Raw genomic sequence first — 18,103 nt, 5'->3', positions numbered from 1 at the left:
GACCTCGTACCTCCCGGCTTGGCGGGCCGGGAGCCATATGCGCGCGCCCGAGGCAGAACTGTCCCTACCTACAGACGCAAGGAAACAGTTTATGCCTTTGCACACAGAAATTCCAGCACGGCGCCCACATCGCGGGATGTACACAATCGGCCCCCAGCAGGGACGGGCGGCGGCCCCTTGCGCCCGCGACGGCCCCAACGCAAGCGCCGAGTAAGAGCTACGTGCGAAAAATGCGGGTTAATCAGCCCCGATTTCGCACATAGCTCTTACTCGGCGCAGAGGGGCGCCCAGCCCGGCATCAAGCACACATGCCACGCGACGAGCCCATTGACAAGACGGCGAGAGGCCCCGGTATTCCGGAGCGATGTTTCCCGAAGGGCACATCGCGAAGGAATACCGGGGCCTCCCCACGCAGGCGCGATCAAGCTCTTAGAACTTGGCGCCGCACTTCTTGCAGACGCGGACCTTCTTGCCCTCGTCGTTGACGTCGTGGCCAACGCGGGTGGGCTTGCCGCAGGTCGGGCAGACGACCATCACGTTGGAGGCGTCGATGAAGGCCTCCTGCTCGATGATGCCGCCCTGCTGGTTCTGGGCGTTGGGGCGCACGGCCTTCTTGACCACGGCGACGCCCTCGACGAGAACCTTGCCCTCGGCGGGCTTGGCACGGAGGACGGTGCCCTCCTTGCCCTTGTCCTTACCGGAGAGCACGACGACCTTGTCGCCGCTCTTCACATGCATCTTAGCCATTCGTCCTCACTCCCTAGAGCGTCTCAGGCGCGAGCGAGACGATCTTCATGTACTTGTGGTCGCGCAGCTCGCGGGCGACGGGCCCGAAGATACGGGTGCCCTTGGGCTCGCCCTCCTTGTTGACGAGAACGCAGGCGTTCTGGTCAAAGCGGATGTAGCTGCCGTCCTTGCGACGGGTCTCCTTGACCGTGCGGACGATGACGCAGCGAACGATGTCGCCCTTCTTCACCTGTCCGCCCGGGGTGGCCTCCTGCACGGCGCCGATGATGACGTCGGCCAGGCCGGCGTAGCGACGCTTGGAGCCACCGAGGACCTTGACGCACTTCACGCGTCGGGCGCCGCTGTTGTCAGCGACGTTGAGCATGGTCTCCATCTGAATCATTGGTGTTCCTCCGAACGTGTGCCCACCCAGAGGTGCGTCCGCACGTGCGACGCACGTGGGTTAAGGCTCGTCACTGATACTTACTTGGCGCGCTCGACGATCTCCACGAGACGCCAACGCTTGGTCTTGGACAGCGGGCGGGTCTCCATGACGGTGACGGTGTCGCCGAGGCCGCACTCGTTCTTCTCGTCATGGGCGTGGAGCTTCTTCGAGATGGTCATCATCTTGCCGTACTTGGGGTGACGCTTGCGGTAGTCGATCTTGACCGTGATGGACTTGTCGCCGGAGATGGAGACGACAGTCCCGGTGACGACCTTACGAGCGTTCCTGGTGGTCTCAGCCATAGTCATTCTCCTGCGATCTAGTTCTGCGCAGCGGACTTCTCCGCGGCGATCTGACGGGCGCGCTGCTCGGTGAGGACGCGCGCGATGTCCTTCTTGACGGTCTTGACGCGAGCCGTGTTGTCGAGCTGGCTCGTGGCCATCTGGAAGCGGAGGTTGAAGAGCTCAGCGCGGCCCTCCTCCAGCTTCTTGGCGAGCTCGTCGTCGCTCATGGCCTTGATGTCGGTGTACTTCATTGACTATTCCTCCCCGTCCTGCTCGGTGCGGGTGACGATCTTGCTCTTGATGGGCAGCTTGTGCTGAGCGAGACGGAGGGCCTCACGGGCGACCTCGTCGGAGACGCCGTCGATCTCGAACATGATGCGGCCCGGCTTGACAACGGCCACCCACTCCTCGGGGTTGCCCTTGCCGGAGCCCATGCGGGTCTCGGCCGGCTTCTTGGTGATGGGCTTGTCCGGGAAGATGGTGATCCAGACCTTGCCGCCACGCTTCATGTAACGGGTCATGGCGACACGGCAGGCCTCGATCTGGCGGTTGGTGATCCAGTGAGCCTCGAGGGCCTGGATGCCGTAGCTGCCAAAGTGCAGCTCGGTGTTGCCCTTGGCGTGGCCCTTCATGGAGCCACGCTGGACCTTGCGGTGAAGAACGCGCTTAGGTGCGAGCATTAGCGGTTCCTCCTCTCGTTGCGACCACGACGGGGACGGCTGGAGCCCTCAAGCGCCGGACGCGGGGTGGCCTGGCCGGGGAGCTTCTCGCCGAAGTAGATCCAAACCTTGATGCCGCAGGCACCCATGGTGGTGCGGGCGGTGGACTGGCCGTAGTCGATCACGGCGCGGAGGGTGTGCAGGGGCACGCGACCCTCGCGGTACCACTCGCGGCGGCCCATCTCGGCGCCGTTGAGGCGGCCGGAGCACTGGATGCGGATGCCCTTGGCGCCGGCCTTGCGGGCGGACTGGACGGCCTTGCGCATGGCGCGACGGAAGGCGACGCGGCCCTCGAGCTGCTCGGCGATGGACTGGGCGACGAGGTTGGCGTCGAGCTCGGGGCGCTTGACCTCGATGACGTCAACGGCGACCTGGCCCTTGGAGACGCCGGCGACCTTCTCGAGGTCGGCGCGCAGGACGTCGATGTCGGCGCCCTTCTTGCCGATCACGATGCCGGGACGGCCGGTGTAGATGGTGACCTTCACCTTGTCGCCGGCGCGCTCGATGTCGACGCGGGAGAGGGCGGCCTTGGCGAGGCGCTTCTCGAGGTAGGAGCGAATGGCGAGATCGTTGCCGAGGTTCTCGGCGTAGTTCTTATCGGCGTACCAGCGGGAACGCCACTCCTCGGTGATGCCGAGACGGAAGCCAGTCGGCTGAACCTTGTGACCCATGCTTTCCCTACGCCTCCTTTCGAGGAGCGACGACGACGGTGATGTGGCTCATGCGCTTGTTGATGCGAGAAGCGGAGCCCTTGGCGCGCGGACGGATGCGCTTGAGCGTCGGGCCCTCGTCAACGTAGGCGAGCTTGACGACGAGCGTGTCCTCGCGCAGGCCGTTGTTGTTGACGGCGTTGGCGATCGCGGAGCGCAGGACCTTGGCGACATCGACGGAGGCCGCGCGGGTCGAGAACTGCAGGACCTCGAGGGCCTTCTCGACGGGGAGGTTGCGGATCAGCGAGACGACGGCGCGAGCCTTGCGAGGGGCGACGCGGACGTACTTGGCCGTCGCGCGGACCTCGTTGGTGTTGTTCTGAGGCATGTTAGCTCCCTACCCTACTTTTCCTTGTGACCACGGAAGGTGCGGGTGGGGGCGAACTCGCCCAGCTTGTGCCCGACCATGGACTCGGTGACGTACACGGGCACGTGCTTGCGGCCGTCGTGGACGGCGATCGTGTGACCGACCATCTCGGGGAAGATGGTCGAGGAGCGCGACCAGGTCTTGATGACCTCCTTGGTGCCGGCCTCGTTCTGAGCGGCGACACGCGCGAGGAGGCGAGTCTCCACGAACGGGCCCTTCTTGAGACTTCTGCTCATGCTTTCTATCTCCTACTACTCGTGTTGCGACTACTTGGACTTGCGGCGACGGATGATCAGGCGGTTGGAGGCCTTCTTCGGGTCGCGCGTCTTGTAACCCTTCGTCGGCTTGCCCCAGGGCGTCACGGACGGACGGCCGGAGGTGTGGTTCTTGCCCTCGCCGCCGCCGTGCGGGTGGTCGACCGGGTTCATGACCGTACCACGAACGGTCGGGCGGACGCCCTTCCAGCGGTTGCGGCCGGCCTTGCCGATCACGATGTTGGAGTGCTCGGCGTTGCCCACCTCGCCGATGGTGGCGCGGCAGGTGAGAAGAACGCGGCGAAGCTCGGAGGAGGGCATGCGCAGGACGGCGTAGCCGTTGTCCTTGCCCATGAGCTGCACGGAGGTGCCGGCGGCACGAGCCATCGCGGCGCCCTTGCCGGGCTGGAACTCCACGGCGTGAACCAGGGTGCCGACGGGGATCTCAGAGAGCGGCATGCAGTTGCCGGGCTTGATGTCGACGTCCTTGGTGCCGGAGTAGACCACGTCACCCACGTGCAGGCCCTCGGGGCACAGGATGTAGGCCTTGGCGCCGTTGGCGTAGTGGAGCAGCGCGATGCGGGCGGAGCGGTTGGGGTCGTACTCGATCGTGGCGACCTTGGCCGGCACGTCGTCCATGCGGCGCTTGAAGTCGATCTTGCGGTACTGACGCTTGTTGCCGCCACCCTGGTGACGGGTGGTGATGCGGCCGTTGTTGTTGCGGCCGGCCTTCTTGGGCAGGGGCTCGAGAAGCGACTTCTCGGGCTTGGTGCAGGTGATCTCGGAGAAGTCCGAGACCGTCTGGAAACGCCTGCCGGCGCTCGTGGGCTTGAGGTGCTTGACTGCCATTGACTCTTTCCCTTCGTTTCCGTTGGCCGTCCCGCTCAGGGAGTGGCGGGCGACACCGGATTACCACGGTACCGCGCGTATCCATCACACGCGGCATAGAAGCCCGGCCCCTTTCGGGGCGCGGGCGGAGTGCCGAGCTACTCGGCGGCCTGCTGGCTGCCGAAGATCTCGATCGTCTCGCCGGCGGCGAGGGTCACCACGGCCTTCTTCCAGGAGCGCGTGGTGCCGGGGTTCTGGTAGCGGACGCGCTTCTTCTTGCCGGAGACGTTCATGGTGTTGACCTTGACCACGTGCACGTTGAAGAGCTTCTCAACGGCGGCGGCGATCTCCTCCTTGGGGGCGTTCTTGGCCACCTCGAAGGTGTACTTGCCCTGCTCCATGAGGTCAAAGGAACGCTCGGAGACGATCGGGCGGATGATCACGTTGTAGACGGAGTTCATTATGCGAGCACCTCCCCGAGCTGCTTGGCGATGTCGGCGGTCATGACGAGCGCGCCGTTGTCGATGAGGTTGCGGGTGTTGGCCTCGGAGACGCCGATAACGTTCACCTTCTGGAGGTTGCGGAAGGAGAGGTAGGCGTTGACGTCATCGTCGGAGACGACGACGGTCACGCGCTTCTCGGCGATGCCGAGGGCGGCGAGAAGGGCCACGGCCTGCTTGGTCGAGGGCTTCTCGAAGGAGAGGCTGTCGACGAGGACGAGCTCGCCGTCGGCGACCTTGCCGGAGAGCACGGAGCGCATGGCCAGCTTGACCATCTTGCTGTTGATGCGCTTGGCGTGGCTGCGCGGGGTGGGCCCGAAGATCACGCCGCCGCCGGTCCACTGACCAGCGCGGATGGAGCCCTGGCGAGCGCGGCCGGTGCCCTTCTGACGATAGGGCTTGACGCCGCCGCCGGAGACCTCGTGGCGGTTCTTCACGGAGTGGGTGCCCTGACGAGCGCAGCTCTCGATGGCAACCACGGCCTGGTGAATAACGGGGATGTTCGGCTCGATGCCGAAGACGCCGTCGGCGAGCTCGGCCTCGGCGACCTGAGCCCCCTCGACGTTCTTGATTGCGTACTTGGACATTCTGTCCTCCTTGTTAGCCTAAGAGTTTTCCTGGCACTTAGGCCATGCGGATCTGGACGAGAGCGTTCTTGCCGCCGGGGACAGCGCCCTTGACGAGCATGAGGTTCTGCTCGGCGTCGATGCGGACGAGCTTGAGGTTCTTGACCGTCACGCGAGCGTCGCCCATGTGGCCGTACATGTGCAGGCCCTTGCGGACGCGCGCGGGGTAGGCGCACTGGCCGATGGAACCCGGGCGGCGCTGGTTGCGGGAGCCGTGGGTCATGGGGCCACGGGAGAAGTTCCAGCGCTTGACGGTGCCCTGGAAGCCCTTGCCCTTGGAGGTGCCGATGACGTCGACGGCCTTGACGTCGGCGAAGTCAGCGACGGTCACGACGTCGCCGGTCTTGTGCTCCTCGCCGTTCTCGACGCGGACCTCGCGCAGGTAGCGCATCGGCTCGACGCCGGCGGCCTTGAAGTGGCCGGCCATGGGCTTGTTGACGTGCTTGGCGGAGATGTCTCCGAAGCCGATCTGGACGGCGTCGTAGCCGTCGGTCGCCTTCGTCTTGACCTGCGAGACAGTGCAGGGGCCAGCCTGGATGACGGTGACGGGCACGACGTTGTCGTTCTCGTCCCAGATCTGCGTCATCCCAAGCTTGCGGCCAAGGATCATGCTGACCATGCTCTTTCCTAACCCTCAGTGGTCATGGGCTATTTCGGACGCCCCTTGCGTCCGTCCCCAGAGGACCACGTCCTGTATCTGCTGCTCCGTGGGCACGGCATAGCTGTCCCCATTAGCGCAGCCTGTCTAGTCTACACGCGCATACGCGAATTCACAATGTCTACGCAAAAGTTTTGTGGCGTCTGAGCTGGGGCTCGACTTTCCGCGGCGCCGGGCGTATCCATTCCCGAGGCGAGGCTCTTCTCCTGGGCCGTCTCGCTTCTCTGTCCCTGCATCGAGTGCGGTCCGGGCCGCACTCGTTCGCCGCACTCGATGCCGTCCCGCGAGAGAGTGGGCGCACTTGAGGGGCCGACCGCCCAAAAACGGCCGCACTTCTCGACCGCACTCATGAGTGCGGCCGCACTTCTCTGCAACACCCGAGACGCGGCCCGCACTTCTCAGCCCCCGCATCGAGTGCGGTCCGGGCCGCACTCGTTCGCCGCACTCGATGCCGTCCCGCGAGAGGGTGGGCGCACTTGAGGGGCCGACCACCCAAAAACGGCCGCACTTCTCGGCGTGACAATTTAACCTGTCCTAATTGTCACGCCGCTGGTTCACGATCTGCTCGCACGCAAATGCGCGCGTCGCGGGGTCGAACTCGTAGACCAGAACGCAGCAGTTGCCGAGGTGGACGTCCTGCGGGCAGCGCGCGAGCGGCTCCCAGGCGCGCTTGAACTGAAGCGTTGCCGAGCCGTGGCTCACCGCGAGCACCGTTTGCGCACGCGAGGAGAGCATGAGCCCGGTTATCGCGCCCACGATGCGCTCCCGCAGCGCGGCGCTCCCCTCCCCACCGTACGGCACGAGCGCCTCGCCGGGATCCCAGAGCTCGGCGGGGACGTCGGCGGCAGGGCCGCTCTCAAAGGGGCCGTAGCTCCGCTCGATCAAGCCGTCGACAGGCTCCACTTCCGGCGCGGGCAGCCCGGCCGCCGCCAGCTCCTCGCGCACAATCTCCGCTGTGGCGAGCGCACGCCCGAGCGGAGACGAGAAGATCCTCTCAAAGCGCACCCCCTGGTCGGCGAGCCACGCGCCGGCCGCGTGCGCCTGCTCGACGCCGAGCTCGGTGAGCGGGGAGTCGCAGTGGCCCTGCACGCGGTGCTGGAGGTTGAACTCGGTCTGACCGTGCCGCAAGATGTAGAGACGCGGCATGCTAGAGGGCCTCCGTGATAGCGGCGAGCAGCTCGTCGTAGGACTCGAGCGCCGGAAGGTCGGGGTTGGCCTCCTGGATCGCTACCGTGCTCCTAAAGAGGAAGCCCGCCTTGCTCGCGCGGATCATGGCAAGGTCGTTGAAGGAGTCGCCCGCAGCGATGGTCTCATAGCCGCAGGACTGGAGCGCGCGGACGGTCGTGAGCTTGGGGTTCTCGCAGCGCATGACGTGACGGACGATCTCGCCGGACGGCGCCACCTCGAGCGAGTTGCACATCAGCGTGGGCCAGCCGAGCTTGCCCATGAGGGGGCGCGCAAACTCCTCGAACGTGTCGGAGAGAATGACGACCTGCGTGCGCTCGCGCAGCGCGTCGAGAAACGCGCGCGCCCCGGGCAGCGGGTCGATGCGGGAGATGACGTCCTGGATCTGGCGCAGGCCAAGGCCGTGCTCGCGCAGGACGCCCAGACGAAACGCCATGAGCTTGTCGTAGTCCGGCTCGTCGCGCGTGGTGCGGCGCAGCTCGGGGATGCCCGACTCGTCAGCGAACGCGATCCAGATCTCCGGCACCAGCACGCCCTCAAGGTCCAGGCACACGATGTTCATAAGACACCCTCCAACGACGCCGTTCTTCTCGCCATACTAGCGTGCGGGAATAGCGCAATGCAACGCAAGCTGTGGCATGGCACCACCCGTGAAACAATCGTCGCGCCCAGACGAAGCACGCCGGTCTCTTTGGAAGACGGGGATCTCTAGATCGGATTGAAGGAGCCGCCATTGGCGCTGGAGTTCATGTCCAGACTTTCCGCATAGGACCGCATCTCGGCGTACTGCTCACGCTGTAGGGAGCTGCCGCTATCGTACTGAAGGTCGGTCGCCAGGTAGACGACGTACTTCTTGTCCTCGCTCAGGCCCGCGACGAAGGAGGCGGGGATGTCCGCGTAGGCATTGTCCCCCCAGTCGAACGCCTCGAGCGTGAAGACCCTCCCGCCGTAGCCCGCCTCCAGAGCCTTCGAGTAGCTAAAGACGAGGGTGGTGGAGTCGACGGCCTCGATGTGCCACAGACCATCCTCGACCTGGCTTCGAGGCATATAGAGGTTAAAGTGGTCAGTGGAGAGAAGCGCGAGGCCGTCTGTGAGGCAAAGCGTGATGTTCGAGGCAATGTCATAACCGGCGGTCGAACCCGCCCCATCAGAGTCGTCGTGAGATGTGGACGCATCCGAGCCGTAGGAGGAGCCCGACGAGGCTCCCGCGCTCTTCTCAGCGTCGCCATCAAGCAGCTCGTCGGCCTCGAAGTCCTCGTACTCAAGGCTCTGAACGTCGGTCACCCGAATCTCATCCCCGAGAATGGTGTAGTAGTTGAGGCCGTCACGCACCCTTCCGTAGGGCTTGCCTCGGAACAGGCAGTGGTCCACCTCCTCATCCCCCGCTGCATCGGCGTCAAAAACATGACGATAGGGCTTCTCGTTGGATGCCTCGTAGAGCACGCCCCCATCGTAGATGACCACGTCGACCGTGTCCCGTATCTCCCGCTCGAGCCCCACGTCCTCGAGGGCGTCCTCGCCTGCCCGCAGCACCAGCAGCTTGTCTGAGACCAAATACACGTCATCGCCCTCCGCGAGGAGCAGCGACTCATCGTAGCGATCGCGCGCCTCCTCTACGATGACCGCCTCGGTACCGTCGAGACCGCACCTCAAGAGGGCACCGTCCTCGCCGAGCACGACAAGCGAGCCATCGGCAACGACGTAGTCCCAGACGCCGCTCATCAGCCCCTCTTCGTCGCCGCCGTCGACGGGCGCACCGTACAAATCGCCCTCCACGAGATAGATGATCCCCTGGGACGTCACCCAAAAGTCCTCAATGCCGCCCTGCGCAACAAGAAGCTCCGTATCCTCCGCATCATCCCTGGCGTCCATGCGGTAGATGCCGCCGTCCGTGGAAACGTACAGAACGCCGTCGAGCGCAGCGAGGCGACGGACGTCGTCATCAAAGGCGCCGGCGTCCTCAAGCTCCTCGAGCCCGCCGTTACGCGCGATCGAAGCCACCCGGAGCTCCTCGTCCTCTCCCCAGAAAAGGTAGTCATCGACGAACTCGACATAGGCAGATGCGCGGCCCTCGACCTCGGGGGCCTCATCGGAGACCTCCGCAGCCTCCTTGGACGACGCGTCCGACACGGCCTGCCCGCTGCATCCCGTAAGCCCCACAACAAGCCCGGCGCCAAGAAGGGCGCACAGCGCGAGAAGGACAAACGCGGCGTTCGGCCTAGTCGGACGTCTCATGGCTGCCCCATTCACTCAGTTTCCAACGGCAGCCTATCACATGCCTCGTCGTCCTCTTGCTCGCACCCGCGCTCATAACGCCAGGCGGCACCAGACCTCGTCCTGACGGAACATCGCGGGGCCAAAGTGGCGGCGAGAAAGAAGAACGCCCCGACCTCCTTGGAAGGTCGGGGCGCCCAAACCGTGCGTTAGAGATTAGAGCTTGATCTCGATGTCCACGCCGGCCGGGAGGTCAAGACGCATGAGCGAGTCGACCGTGGAGGGCGAGGGGTCGAGGATGTCGATGAGGCGCTTGTGGGTGCGCATCTCGAACTGCTCGCGGGAGTCCTTGTCCTTGTGCGGCGAGCGGATGACCGTGTAGAGGTTGCGCTCGGTGGGCAGGGGGATGGGGCCGGACACGCGGGCACCGGTCTTCTGAGCGGTGTCGACGATGAGCTTCGCGGACTGATCAACGACCTCGTGATCGTAGCCCTTGAGGCGAATCCTGATCTTCTGGCTTGACACTTTGTACCTCCAAATGAGCTAGGGCTCGTGGTCGTTGACTTAAGAAGCGCTTCCGCCGTTCTTGGCGACGATCTCGTCACGGATGTTCTTCGGGACGGGCTCGTAGGAGTCGAACTGCATGGTGTAGCTCGCGCGACCCTGCGTCTGGGAGCGAAGGTCGGTGGCGTAGCCAAACATCTCGCCCAGGGGCACCTTGGCCTTGATGACCTTGGTGTCGCGACGATCCTCCATGCCCTCGATCTTGCCGCGGCGGGAGGAGAGGTTGCCCATGACGTCGCCCATGTACTGCTCGGGCGTCTCGACCTCGACCTGCTCGACGGGCTCGAGGAGAATCGGGTCGGACTTGCGCAGGGCCTCCTTGATGGCCATGGAGCCGGCGATCTTGAAGGCGGCCTCGGAGGAGTCGACCTCGTGGTAGGAGCCGTCGATGAGCTTCACCTTGATGTCGACGACCGGGTAGCCGGCGATGACGCCGCTCTCGAGCGCCTCCTGAATGCCCTTGTCGATGGAGGGGATGTACTCCTTCGGGATGACGCCACCGACGATGGCGTTCTCGAACTCGTAGCCCTTGCCCTCCTCGTTGGGCTCCATGTCGATGATCGCGTGACCGTACTGGCCGCGGCCGCCGGACTGGCGGACGAACTTGCCCTCGGCGTGCATGACGGCCTTGCCGGCGGTCTCGCGGTAGGCGACCTGGGGCTTGCCGACGTTGGCGTCGACCTTGAACTCGCGACGCAGACGGTCGACGATGATCTCGAGGTGCAGCTCGCCCATGCCGGAGATGATGGTCTGGCCGGTCTCGTGGTCGGTGTGGACCTGGAAGGTCGGGTCCTCCTCGGCGAGCTTGGCCAGGCCCACGGACATCTTGTCCTGCTCGGCCTTGGTCTTGGGCTCGACGGCGACGGAGATGACCGGGGTCGCGAACTCGATGGACTCGAGGATGATCGGGTGCTTCTCGTCGCAGAGGGTCTCGCCGGTGGTGGTGTTCTTGAGGCCGACGCAGGCGACGATGTCGCCGGCGAAGCAGGCGTCACGGTCAACGCGGTCGTTGGCGTTCATCTCGAGGATGCGGCCAAGACGCTCGCGGTTGTCCTTGACCGAGTTGTAGACGTAGGAGCCCGCCTCGGCCTGGCCGGAGTAGACGCGGATGTAGGTGAGCTTGCCGACGTAGGGGTCGGTCATGATCTTGAAGGCGAGGGCCGCGAAGGGCTCCTTGGCGTCGGCGTGACGGACGTCGGGCTCGCCCTTGAGGTTGGTGCCGTCGATCTCGGCGACGTCGAGCGGGCTCGGGAGGTAGTCGACGACGGCGTCGAGCAGCTCCTGGATGCCCTTGTTCTTGTAGGCGGAGCCCACGAAGACGAGGTTGAGCTCGCCGGCGATGACGCCCTTGCGCAGGGCCGCCTTGAGGTCGTCGACGGAGATCTCGGCCTCCTCGAGCACGGCCTCCATGATCTCGTCAGAGAAGTTGGAGGCGGCGTCGAGCAGCTCCTCGCGCTTCTCCTGGGCGAGGTCGGCGAACTCCTCGGGGATGGAGTCCATGACCTCGGGGTAGATCATGCCCTTGGAGTCCTCCTTGAAGTCCCACGCGGTCATGGTGACCAGATCGATGAGACCCCAGAAATTGGACTCGGAGCCCATGGGGATCTGCGCGGCAACGGCGTTGGCGTGCAGGCGGTCCTTCATGGTGTCGATGGCGTGGAAGAAGTCGGCGCCGACGCGGTCATACTTGTTGATGAACGCGATGCGGGGGACGCCGTAGGTGGTCGCCTGACGCCAGACGGTCTCGGACTGCGGCTGGACGCCGGCGACGGCGTCGAAGACCGCGACCGCGCCGTCGAGGACGCGCAGGCAGCGCTCGACCTCAGACGTGAAGTCAACGTGGCCCGGGGTGTCGATGATCTGGATGACGTGGTCCTTCCAGAAGCACGTGGTGGCCGCGGAGGTGATGGTCACGCCGCGCTCCTGCTCCTGAACCATCCAGTCCATGGTGGCGGCGCCGTCGTGGACCTCGCCGATCTTGTGGGTCTTGCCGGTGTAGTAGAGGATGCGCTCCGTCGTGGTGGTCTTGCCCGCGTCGATGTGGGCCATGATGCCGATGTTGCGGAGGTCCTCAAGCTTGTACTTGGGCTTAGCCATGTGGCAACTCCTCGATCTCGCGGACTAGAAGCGGTAGTGAGAGAAGGCGCGGTTGGCCTCGGCCATCTTGAAGAGGTCCTCGCGACGCTTCACGGAAGCGCCGACGCCGTTGGAGGCGTCGAGGATCTCGTTGGCGAGGCGCTCGGACATGGTCTTCTCCTTGCGGGCGCGCGAGAAGTTGACCATCCAGCGGATGGCGAGCTGGGTGGAGCGGCGGGAGTTGACCTCCATGGGCACCTGGTAGGTGGCGCCACCGACGCGCTTGGGCTTGACCTCGAGGGTCGGGCGGATGTTGTCCATGGCCTTCTTGAAGACGGTGAGGGCGTCCTCGCCGGACTTCTCGGCGACGATGTCGAAGGCGCCGTAGACGACGCGCTCGGCGGTGGCCTTCTTGCCGTCGAGAAGGACCTTGTTGATGAGCTGGGTCACGAGGCGGTTGTTGTAGACGGCATCCGGCTGAATCTCGCGACGGTGGGTCTTAGATGCACGACGCGGCATGTTTGTATCTCCTCAGATCTTAAGGTGCGTTTACGTGACGGACTACTTGGGGCGCTTGGTACCGTAGCGGGAGCGCGCCTTCTGGCGGTTCTGCACGGCGGCGCAGTCGTAGGCGCCACGGATGATCTTGTAGCGGACACCGGGGAGGTCGCGGACGCGGCCGCCGCGGATCAGCACGATGGAGTGCTCCTGGAGGTTGTGGCCCTCGCCGGGGATGTAGGCCGTGACCTCGATGCCGTTGACGAGGCGCACACGGGCGACCTTACGAAGGGCGGAGTTCGGCTTCTTGGGGGTGGTGGTGAAGACGCGGGTGCACACGCCGCGCTTCTGGGGGTTGTGCTGCAGGGCTGCGTTCTTGGACTTCGACTTGACGCTCATGCGTCCGTTGCGAACGAGCTGGTTGATAGTAGGCAAAGTTCTCTCCTTCTATACCTATCGACGTGCCTTTTTGTTGTATTCAAGGGCCGAGCAGCACCTCTGCCCCGGATTGACGCGACGTTGAACTCTACGCGCATGGCTCCCTGTTGTCAAAACGCCACGGAGCCGGGCGTATCCATCCTCCACGTAAAGTACACGCGGGCGAGAAGAACGTGCGGCGACCGGACTGTTCTTCTCGGCAGACCGTCCGGAAGCCGCACGTTCCCGAGGCGCATGCGGGTTCCGGACGGTCCGGGAGCCCAAAGTGACCGGAAGCCGCACGTCCGAGAAGAGCGTGCGGGTTCCGGACGGTTCCCAAGTCCAAACCGTCCGGAACCCGCACGAAGGCGGACTGTCGCAGAGACGCTATGCCCAGGAGAGGCCCACGGCACCGAGGCCGAGGTGCTCGGCGAGGACCGGGCCGCCGTCCTTCACGCGGACGCGCGCCTCCGGGAAGCGGGCGCGCACGGCGAGAAAGACCTCGCGGGCCTCGACGCCACGCGGGCCGAAGTGGGAGATCACGAGGTCGGTGGTGCCGTCGGGCACCTGCTCGGCCATCACGGCCGCCATGCCGCGGGCGCCACGGCCGTCATCGAGCTGCTCGATGCCGCCCTCGTGCAGGCACATGACCGGATAGCGGTTGAGCTTGGTCGCGACGGCGCGGCGGATGGCGCCGAGGCGGCCGCTGCGGGAGAGCGCGTCCATGTTGGGCACGCTGAAGACGATGCGCGTGTCGCGGCGCAGGGTCGCGAGGTCGGCGAAGACCTCCTCGAGCGTGCAGCCGCCGTCGGCGAGCGAGCGGGCGCGGCGGACGAGAAACTCGAGCGCGCCGGCCGTGACCCAGGAGTCCAGGACGGCAAGGTTCTCGCTCGCGAGGTGGGTCGCGGCGTCCTCGGCGCTGCGGAACGCGCCGGACAGGCGCGAGGAGATGGTGACGCAGAGCACGTCGTTGCCCTCGTCGAGCAGGCGCTTGAAGACCTCCTCGAAGACGGAGGTGCGCACCGCGTGGGTGGCGACGTGATGGCTGCCCGAGAAGAGCGCGGCGTAGTCGCCGCCCTCGCCGACGAAGCTCTCCTCGTGCCAGGTGGCGTCGACGGTGTAGGTCATGGGGACGACGGTGACGCCCAGCTCGGAGGCCTCGGCGCGGGTGAGGCCACAGGTGGAGTCGGTGACTATTGCGAGCATATGCGGTTTCCTCCCATTGCGCGGAACTTATCGTAACGACGGCTGACCAGCTCCTCCGCGGAGAGTCCGGAGAGCTCGTCGAGGGCGATCTCGACCTCGCGCATCATATCATGCGCGATCTCTGCGTGGGTGAGGCCGAGGTCCGGCACCATACCGTCGACAAGACCGAGCTCGACGAGGTCGCCCGCCGTGATGTGCAGGGCGGCGGCCGCCTCGTCGGCGCGCTTGGTGTCCTTCCAGAGGATCGACGCGCAGCCCTCGGGGCTCACGACGGAGTAGGCGGCGCTGCCGAGCATGTAGACGCGGTCGGCGAGGGCCAGGGCGAGCGCGCCGCCCGAGCCGCCCTCCCCCACCACGACGCTCACGATCGGCGTCTTGAGCCCGCTCATCTCCACGAGGCTCGAGGCGATGGCCTCGCCCTGGCCGCGCTCCTCTGCACCGATGCCGCAGTAGGCGCCCGACGTGTCCACGAGGCACAGCACCGGGCGGTGGAACTTCTCGGCCTGGCGCATGAGGCGCTGGGCCTTGCGGTAGCCCTCGGGGTGGGCCATGCCAAAGTTGCGGCGCACGCGCTCCTTGGTGGTGTTGCCGCGCTCGATGGCAACGACCGTGAGCACGCGCCCGCCCTTCCAGCCGATGCCGGCGACGACGGCCGCGTCGTCGGCGAAGAGGCGGTCGCCGTGCAGCTCGACAAAGCCGTCGAGGCCGCGCTGGGCGAGCTCGAGCGCCGTCGCGCGGTCGGTGGAGCGGGTGAGCTTGACGATGTCATAGGCGCTCTGGGGCTCCGGCGCGCGCCTGGGGCGGGCGCCGCGACGGCCGCGCGGCTCCTCGTGGGCGAGCGCGTGCGGGGCGCCCGCGGCCGGGACCTCGCCCTTGTGGAGGGCGAGGAGCTCGGCGAGGGTGGCCACCAGGTCCTTGCGCTCCACGATGAGGTCGCAGAACCCGTGCTCGAGCAGGAACTCGGAGCGCTGAAAGCCCGCGGGCAGCTTCTTGTGCGTGGTCTGCTCCACCACGCGCGGGCCGGCAAAGCCGACGAGCGCGCCGGGCTCGGCGATGATGACGTCGCCCTCCATGGCAAAGCTCGCCGTGACGCCGCCGGTGGTGGGGTCGGTGAGGACGGTCACGTAGAGAAGCCCCGCCTCGGAGTGACGACGCACGGCGGCGGAGACCTTGGCCATCTGCATGAGCGAGGTCGTGCCCTCCTGCATGCGCGCGCCGCCGGAGACGGTGAACCCCACGACGGGCAGGCCGAGCTCGCGGGCGCGCTCGAAGGTCCGCGTGATCTTCTCGCCCACGACCGAGCCCATCGAGCCCATCATGAAGTCGGCGTCCATGAAGAACAGGGCGCACGCATGCCCGCCGATGGTGCCGCGGCCGCACACGACGGCGTCAGCCTCGTGGCTCTTCTCGCGCGCGGCCTCGAGCTTCTCGGCATAGCCCGGAAACTCGAGGAAGTCCGTAGCGGCGAGCCCGCGGTCCCACTCCTCGAAGCTCCCCTCGTCGACGGTGATGCGCATGCGCTTGCGCCCGGAGACGCGCAGGTGACGACCGCAGCGAGGGCAGACCTCGAGGCTCTTCTCGAGCTTGTCCTGGTCGATGACGCGCCGGCACCCGGGGCACTTGACGAGGACGTGGCGCTCGGGGAACTCCGGCGAGGCCTCGGTCATGGGCCCCTCGAGGGCGTTGACGCTCTTCTCGCGCTTACTCATAGAGGTGCTCCATCAGGTTGGTGTGATAGTTGCCGGAGACGAACTCGGGGTTGGAGAGGATGTCGAGGTGCAGCTCGCTGTTCTCGGCCACGCCCTCGACCACGAGCTCGCCCAGGGCCGAGCGCATCTTGCGGATGGCCTCCTCGCGCGTGGACGAGCACACGATGAGCTTGCCGAGCAGCGAGTCGTAGTACGGCGGCACCACGGCGCCCACGTAGAGCGCGGAGTCAAAGCGCACCTGCGGGCCGCCCGGGACGTGCAGCATCGTGATGTCGCCGCAAGACGGGAGGAACTCCGGGGTCTCGGCGTTGATGCGGCACTCGATCGCGTGGCCGGTGATGGCGATGTCGTCCTGCGAGAAGGGCAGCTCGGCGCCGGCGGCCACGCGCAGCTGCCACTTGACGAGGTCGATGCCGCTCACGAACTCCGTGACGGGGTGCTCGACCTGCAGGCGCGTGTTCATCTCCATGAAGTAGAAGCTGCCGTCGTCGGCATAGAGGAACTCGATCGTGCCCACGCCCACGTAGCCCACGGCGCGCGTGAGGTCGCGGGCGGCCTTGTGCATGTGGGCGCGCACCTCGGGGTGGGCGTCGAGGCACGGCGCCGGGCTCTCCTCGATGAGCTTCTGGTTGCGGCGCTGCACGGAGCACTCGCGCTCGCCGAGGCTGACCACGTTGCCGTGGGCGTCGGCCAGAACCTGCACCTCAACGTGGTGGGCGGGCGAGACGAACTTCTCCATGTAGCATTCGCCGTCGCCGAAGGCGGCCTCGGCCTCGGCGTGGGCCTCGGTGAATGCCCGGGCGGCGTCCTCGGGGCGCTCGACCTTGCGGATGCCGCGGCCGCCGCCGCCCGAGCGGGCTTTGATCAGGACCGGGCAGCCGATGCGCTCCGCCTCGGCCACGGCCTCCTCGGCGCTGCCCAAAAGGTCGCAGCCGGGAACGATGGGCACGCCGGCCCCCCGCGCGGTGCGCCGGGCCGCGTCCTTGTCGCCCATGCGCTCGATGACCTCGGGCGCGGGGCCGCAGAACACGAGGCCGCAGTCGCGGCACTCGCGGGCGAAGTGCGCGTTTTCCGAGAAGAACCCGTAGCCGGGGTGGATGGCCTTGGCGCCGGACTGCAGCGCCACGGTGAGGATAGCGTCCTCGTTGAGGTAGCTGTCCGCCGGGCGGGGGCCGCCGACGCAGTAGGCCTCGTCGGCGAGCGCCACATGGAGGGCCTCCGCGTCCGCAGTGGAGTACACCGCCACGGTCTTGACGCCCATCTCCTTGCAGGCGCGAATCACGCGGACGGCGATCTCGCCGCGGTTCGCAATGAGAATCTTGTCGAACATCGTCGCCTCCTGGGCGATGAAAAAGGGACGGTCCCGTTTCATCAAAAACGCGGGTGATGAAAGGGGCCGTCCCCCTTCATCACCCTGCAGCCACTACATCAGGGCGAAGGACATCTCCGCCTGGCAGCAGAGCTCGCCGTTCACGCGGGCCTCGCCCGTGGCAAAGCGGAAGGGCCCGCGGCTCTTGGTGATGCGGCAGGTGAGCTCGATGGTCTCGCCGGGGCGCACGGGGCGCTTGAAGCGCACCTTGTCGAGGCTCGTGTAGAAGGGCGTGGCGCCCTTGGCGGCCAGGTCGTCGGCGAGAAGGACGCAGCAGTTCTGCGCGAGCATCTCGCACTGGATGACGCCCGGGACGATGGGGTTGCCGGGGAAGTGGCCCTGGACGAAGAACTCGTCCCCGGTGATGGTGATCTTGCCGTGGGCCTCGCCGTCGACGACCTCGGCCTCGTCGAGAAGGAGCATGGGCTCGCGGTGCGGCAGCAGGCTCTTGAGCTCTTCCTTGTTCATGGCTCTTCTCCGCTCCTAGTAGATCTTCATGAGGCAGCAGCCGTACTCGACGAGGTCGCCGTCCTTCACGCAGATGTCCACGACCTCGCCGTCCTCCTCGGCGGTGACCTCGTTCATGACCTTCATGGCCTCGATGACGCAGAGGGTGTCGCCCTTCTTGACCTTGGAGCCCACGTGAACGAAGGGCTCGGCACCGGGCGCGGGGGCGGCGTAGAAGACGCCGACCATGGGAGCGCGCACCGCGGTGGTGTGCGCCATGTCGATGGGCTCGTCGCCCGCG

Annotated in this window: 24 protein-coding genes; all 24 read right to left on the bottom strand. The window is 66.2% G+C overall.

Annotated elements, in window-relative coordinates:
- Positions 1-429 precede the first annotated feature (429 nt).
- Positions 430-747, bottom strand: a complete 318-nt coding sequence (rplX, locus tag NW198_RS07165) for a 50S ribosomal protein L24 (RefSeq protein ID WP_087314497.1) — start codon at positions 745-747, stop codon at positions 430-432.
- Positions 748-760: 13 nt separating this feature from the next.
- The gene (gene rplN, locus NW198_RS07160) at positions 761-1,129 is read right to left on the bottom strand and encodes a 50S ribosomal protein L14 (protein WP_087314499.1); all 369 of its coding nucleotides are present in this window, start codon (positions 1,127-1,129) and stop codon (positions 761-763) included.
- 80 nt (positions 1,130-1,209) lie between these two features.
- Positions 1,210-1,473, bottom strand: a complete 264-nt coding sequence (gene rpsQ, locus NW198_RS07155) for a 30S ribosomal protein S17 (protein WP_087314501.1) — start codon at positions 1,471-1,473, stop codon at positions 1,210-1,212.
- Between the two features lie 17 nt (positions 1,474-1,490).
- Positions 1,491-1,706: a 50S ribosomal protein L29 gene (gene rpmC / locus NW198_RS07150; protein WP_075279259.1), complete on the bottom strand. Its 216-nt coding sequence runs from the start codon at positions 1,704-1,706 to the stop codon at positions 1,491-1,493.
- A gap of 3 nt (positions 1,707-1,709) precedes the next feature.
- The gene (gene rplP / locus NW198_RS07145; protein ID WP_087314503.1) at positions 1,710-2,135 is read right to left on the bottom strand and encodes a 50S ribosomal protein L16; all 426 of its coding nucleotides are present in this window, start codon (positions 2,133-2,135) and stop codon (positions 1,710-1,712) included.
- Positions 2,135-2,845, bottom strand: coding sequence for a 30S ribosomal protein S3 (rpsC, locus tag NW198_RS07140; RefSeq protein ID WP_087314505.1), 711 nt, complete (start codon positions 2,843-2,845; stop codon positions 2,135-2,137). Before rpsC ends, rplP begins: the two co-directional genes overlap by 1 nt.
- A 7-nt stretch (positions 2,846-2,852) precedes the next feature.
- Positions 2,853-3,212: a 50S ribosomal protein L22 gene (gene rplV, locus NW198_RS07135; protein ID WP_087314507.1), complete on the bottom strand. Its 360-nt coding sequence runs from the start codon at positions 3,210-3,212 to the stop codon at positions 2,853-2,855.
- Positions 3,213-3,226: 14 nt separating this feature from the next.
- Positions 3,227-3,487 carry a 30S ribosomal protein S19 gene (gene rpsS, locus NW198_RS07130; RefSeq protein ID WP_072374173.1) on the bottom strand — a complete coding sequence of 87 codons (261 nt, stop codon included), beginning with the start codon at positions 3,485-3,487 and terminating at the stop codon, positions 3,227-3,229.
- A gap of 30 nt (positions 3,488-3,517) precedes the next feature.
- Positions 3,518-4,354, bottom strand: coding sequence for a 50S ribosomal protein L2 (gene rplB, locus NW198_RS07125; RefSeq protein ID WP_087314509.1), 837 nt, complete (start codon positions 4,352-4,354; stop codon positions 3,518-3,520).
- Between the two features lie 137 nt (positions 4,355-4,491).
- Positions 4,492-4,794 (bottom strand): 50S ribosomal protein L23, encoded by a 303-nt coding sequence (gene rplW / locus NW198_RS07120; protein ID WP_087314511.1) that lies wholly within the window; start codon positions 4,792-4,794, stop codon positions 4,492-4,494.
- A complete protein-coding gene (rplD, locus tag NW198_RS07115; protein ID WP_087314513.1) occupies positions 4,794-5,420 on the bottom strand; it encodes a 50S ribosomal protein L4 in 627 nt (208 codons plus the stop codon). The genes rplW and rplD overlap by 1 nt, the downstream gene beginning before the upstream one ends.
- 37 nt (positions 5,421-5,457) lie before the next feature.
- Positions 5,458-6,078 (bottom strand): 50S ribosomal protein L3, encoded by a 621-nt coding sequence (gene rplC, locus NW198_RS07110; RefSeq protein WP_087314514.1) that lies wholly within the window; start codon positions 6,076-6,078, stop codon positions 5,458-5,460.
- 573 nt (positions 6,079-6,651) lie between these two features.
- Positions 6,652-7,263, bottom strand: a complete 612-nt coding sequence (locus NW198_RS07105; RefSeq protein ID WP_258340554.1) for a histidine phosphatase family protein — start codon at positions 7,261-7,263, stop codon at positions 6,652-6,654.
- A 1-nt stretch (position 7,264) separates the two neighbouring features.
- Positions 7,265-7,864: a bifunctional phosphoserine phosphatase/homoserine phosphotransferase ThrH gene (thrH, locus tag NW198_RS07100; RefSeq protein ID WP_258340553.1), complete on the bottom strand. Its 600-nt coding sequence runs from the start codon at positions 7,862-7,864 to the stop codon at positions 7,265-7,267.
- Positions 7,865-8,010: 146 nt separating this feature from the next.
- On the bottom strand, positions 8,011-9,537 hold the full coding sequence (locus NW198_RS07095) for a hypothetical protein (RefSeq protein WP_258340552.1): 1,527 nt from the start codon (positions 9,535-9,537) through the stop codon (positions 8,011-8,013).
- A gap of 195 nt (positions 9,538-9,732) precedes the next feature.
- Entirely contained in the window at positions 9,733-10,041 is a 309-nt protein-coding gene (rpsJ, locus tag NW198_RS07090; RefSeq protein ID WP_072374151.1) for a 30S ribosomal protein S10, read from the bottom strand.
- Positions 10,042-10,080: 39 nt separating this feature from the next.
- Positions 10,081-12,177: an elongation factor G gene (fusA, locus tag NW198_RS07085; protein ID WP_087314522.1), complete on the bottom strand. Its 2,097-nt coding sequence runs from the start codon at positions 12,175-12,177 to the stop codon at positions 10,081-10,083.
- 24 nt (positions 12,178-12,201) lie between these two features.
- The gene (gene rpsG / locus NW198_RS07080; RefSeq protein ID WP_087314524.1) at positions 12,202-12,675 is read right to left on the bottom strand and encodes a 30S ribosomal protein S7; all 474 of its coding nucleotides are present in this window, start codon (positions 12,673-12,675) and stop codon (positions 12,202-12,204) included.
- A gap of 42 nt (positions 12,676-12,717) precedes the next feature.
- The gene (rpsL, locus tag NW198_RS07075; protein WP_087218496.1) at positions 12,718-13,089 is read right to left on the bottom strand and encodes a 30S ribosomal protein S12; all 372 of its coding nucleotides are present in this window, start codon (positions 13,087-13,089) and stop codon (positions 12,718-12,720) included.
- Positions 13,090-13,458: 369 nt separating this feature from the next.
- Positions 13,459-14,277: a DegV family protein gene (locus NW198_RS07070; protein ID WP_258340550.1), complete on the bottom strand. Its 819-nt coding sequence runs from the start codon at positions 14,275-14,277 to the stop codon at positions 13,459-13,461.
- Complete coding sequence (accD, locus tag NW198_RS07065; protein ID WP_258340549.1) at positions 14,265-15,986, bottom strand: acetyl-CoA carboxylase, carboxyltransferase subunit beta; 1,722 nt, start codon at positions 15,984-15,986, stop codon at positions 14,265-14,267. The genes NW198_RS07070 and accD overlap by 13 nt, the downstream gene beginning before the upstream one ends.
- Positions 15,979-17,316 (bottom strand): acetyl-CoA carboxylase biotin carboxylase subunit, encoded by a 1,338-nt coding sequence (gene accC / locus NW198_RS07060; protein ID WP_258340548.1) that lies wholly within the window; start codon positions 17,314-17,316, stop codon positions 15,979-15,981. Before accC ends, accD begins: the two co-directional genes overlap by 8 nt.
- A 93-nt stretch (positions 17,317-17,409) precedes the next feature.
- On the bottom strand, positions 17,410-17,823 hold the full coding sequence (gene fabZ, locus NW198_RS07055) for a 3-hydroxyacyl-ACP dehydratase FabZ (RefSeq protein ID WP_087314531.1): 414 nt from the start codon (positions 17,821-17,823) through the stop codon (positions 17,410-17,412).
- 15 nt (positions 17,824-17,838) lie between these two features.
- The coding region (accB, locus tag NW198_RS07050; protein WP_258340547.1) for an acetyl-CoA carboxylase biotin carboxyl carrier protein at positions 17,839-18,103 on the bottom strand (265 nt) is incomplete at its 5' end.

The sequence above is a fragment of the Thermophilibacter sp. ET337 genome (assembly GCF_024733715.1).
In the GTDB taxonomy this organism is placed as follows: Bacteria; Actinomycetota; Coriobacteriia; order Coriobacteriales; family Atopobiaceae; genus Thermophilibacter.
The sequence above is the reverse complement of the archived record's forward strand: the minus strand, read 5'-3'. Positions and strand labels throughout refer to the sequence as shown.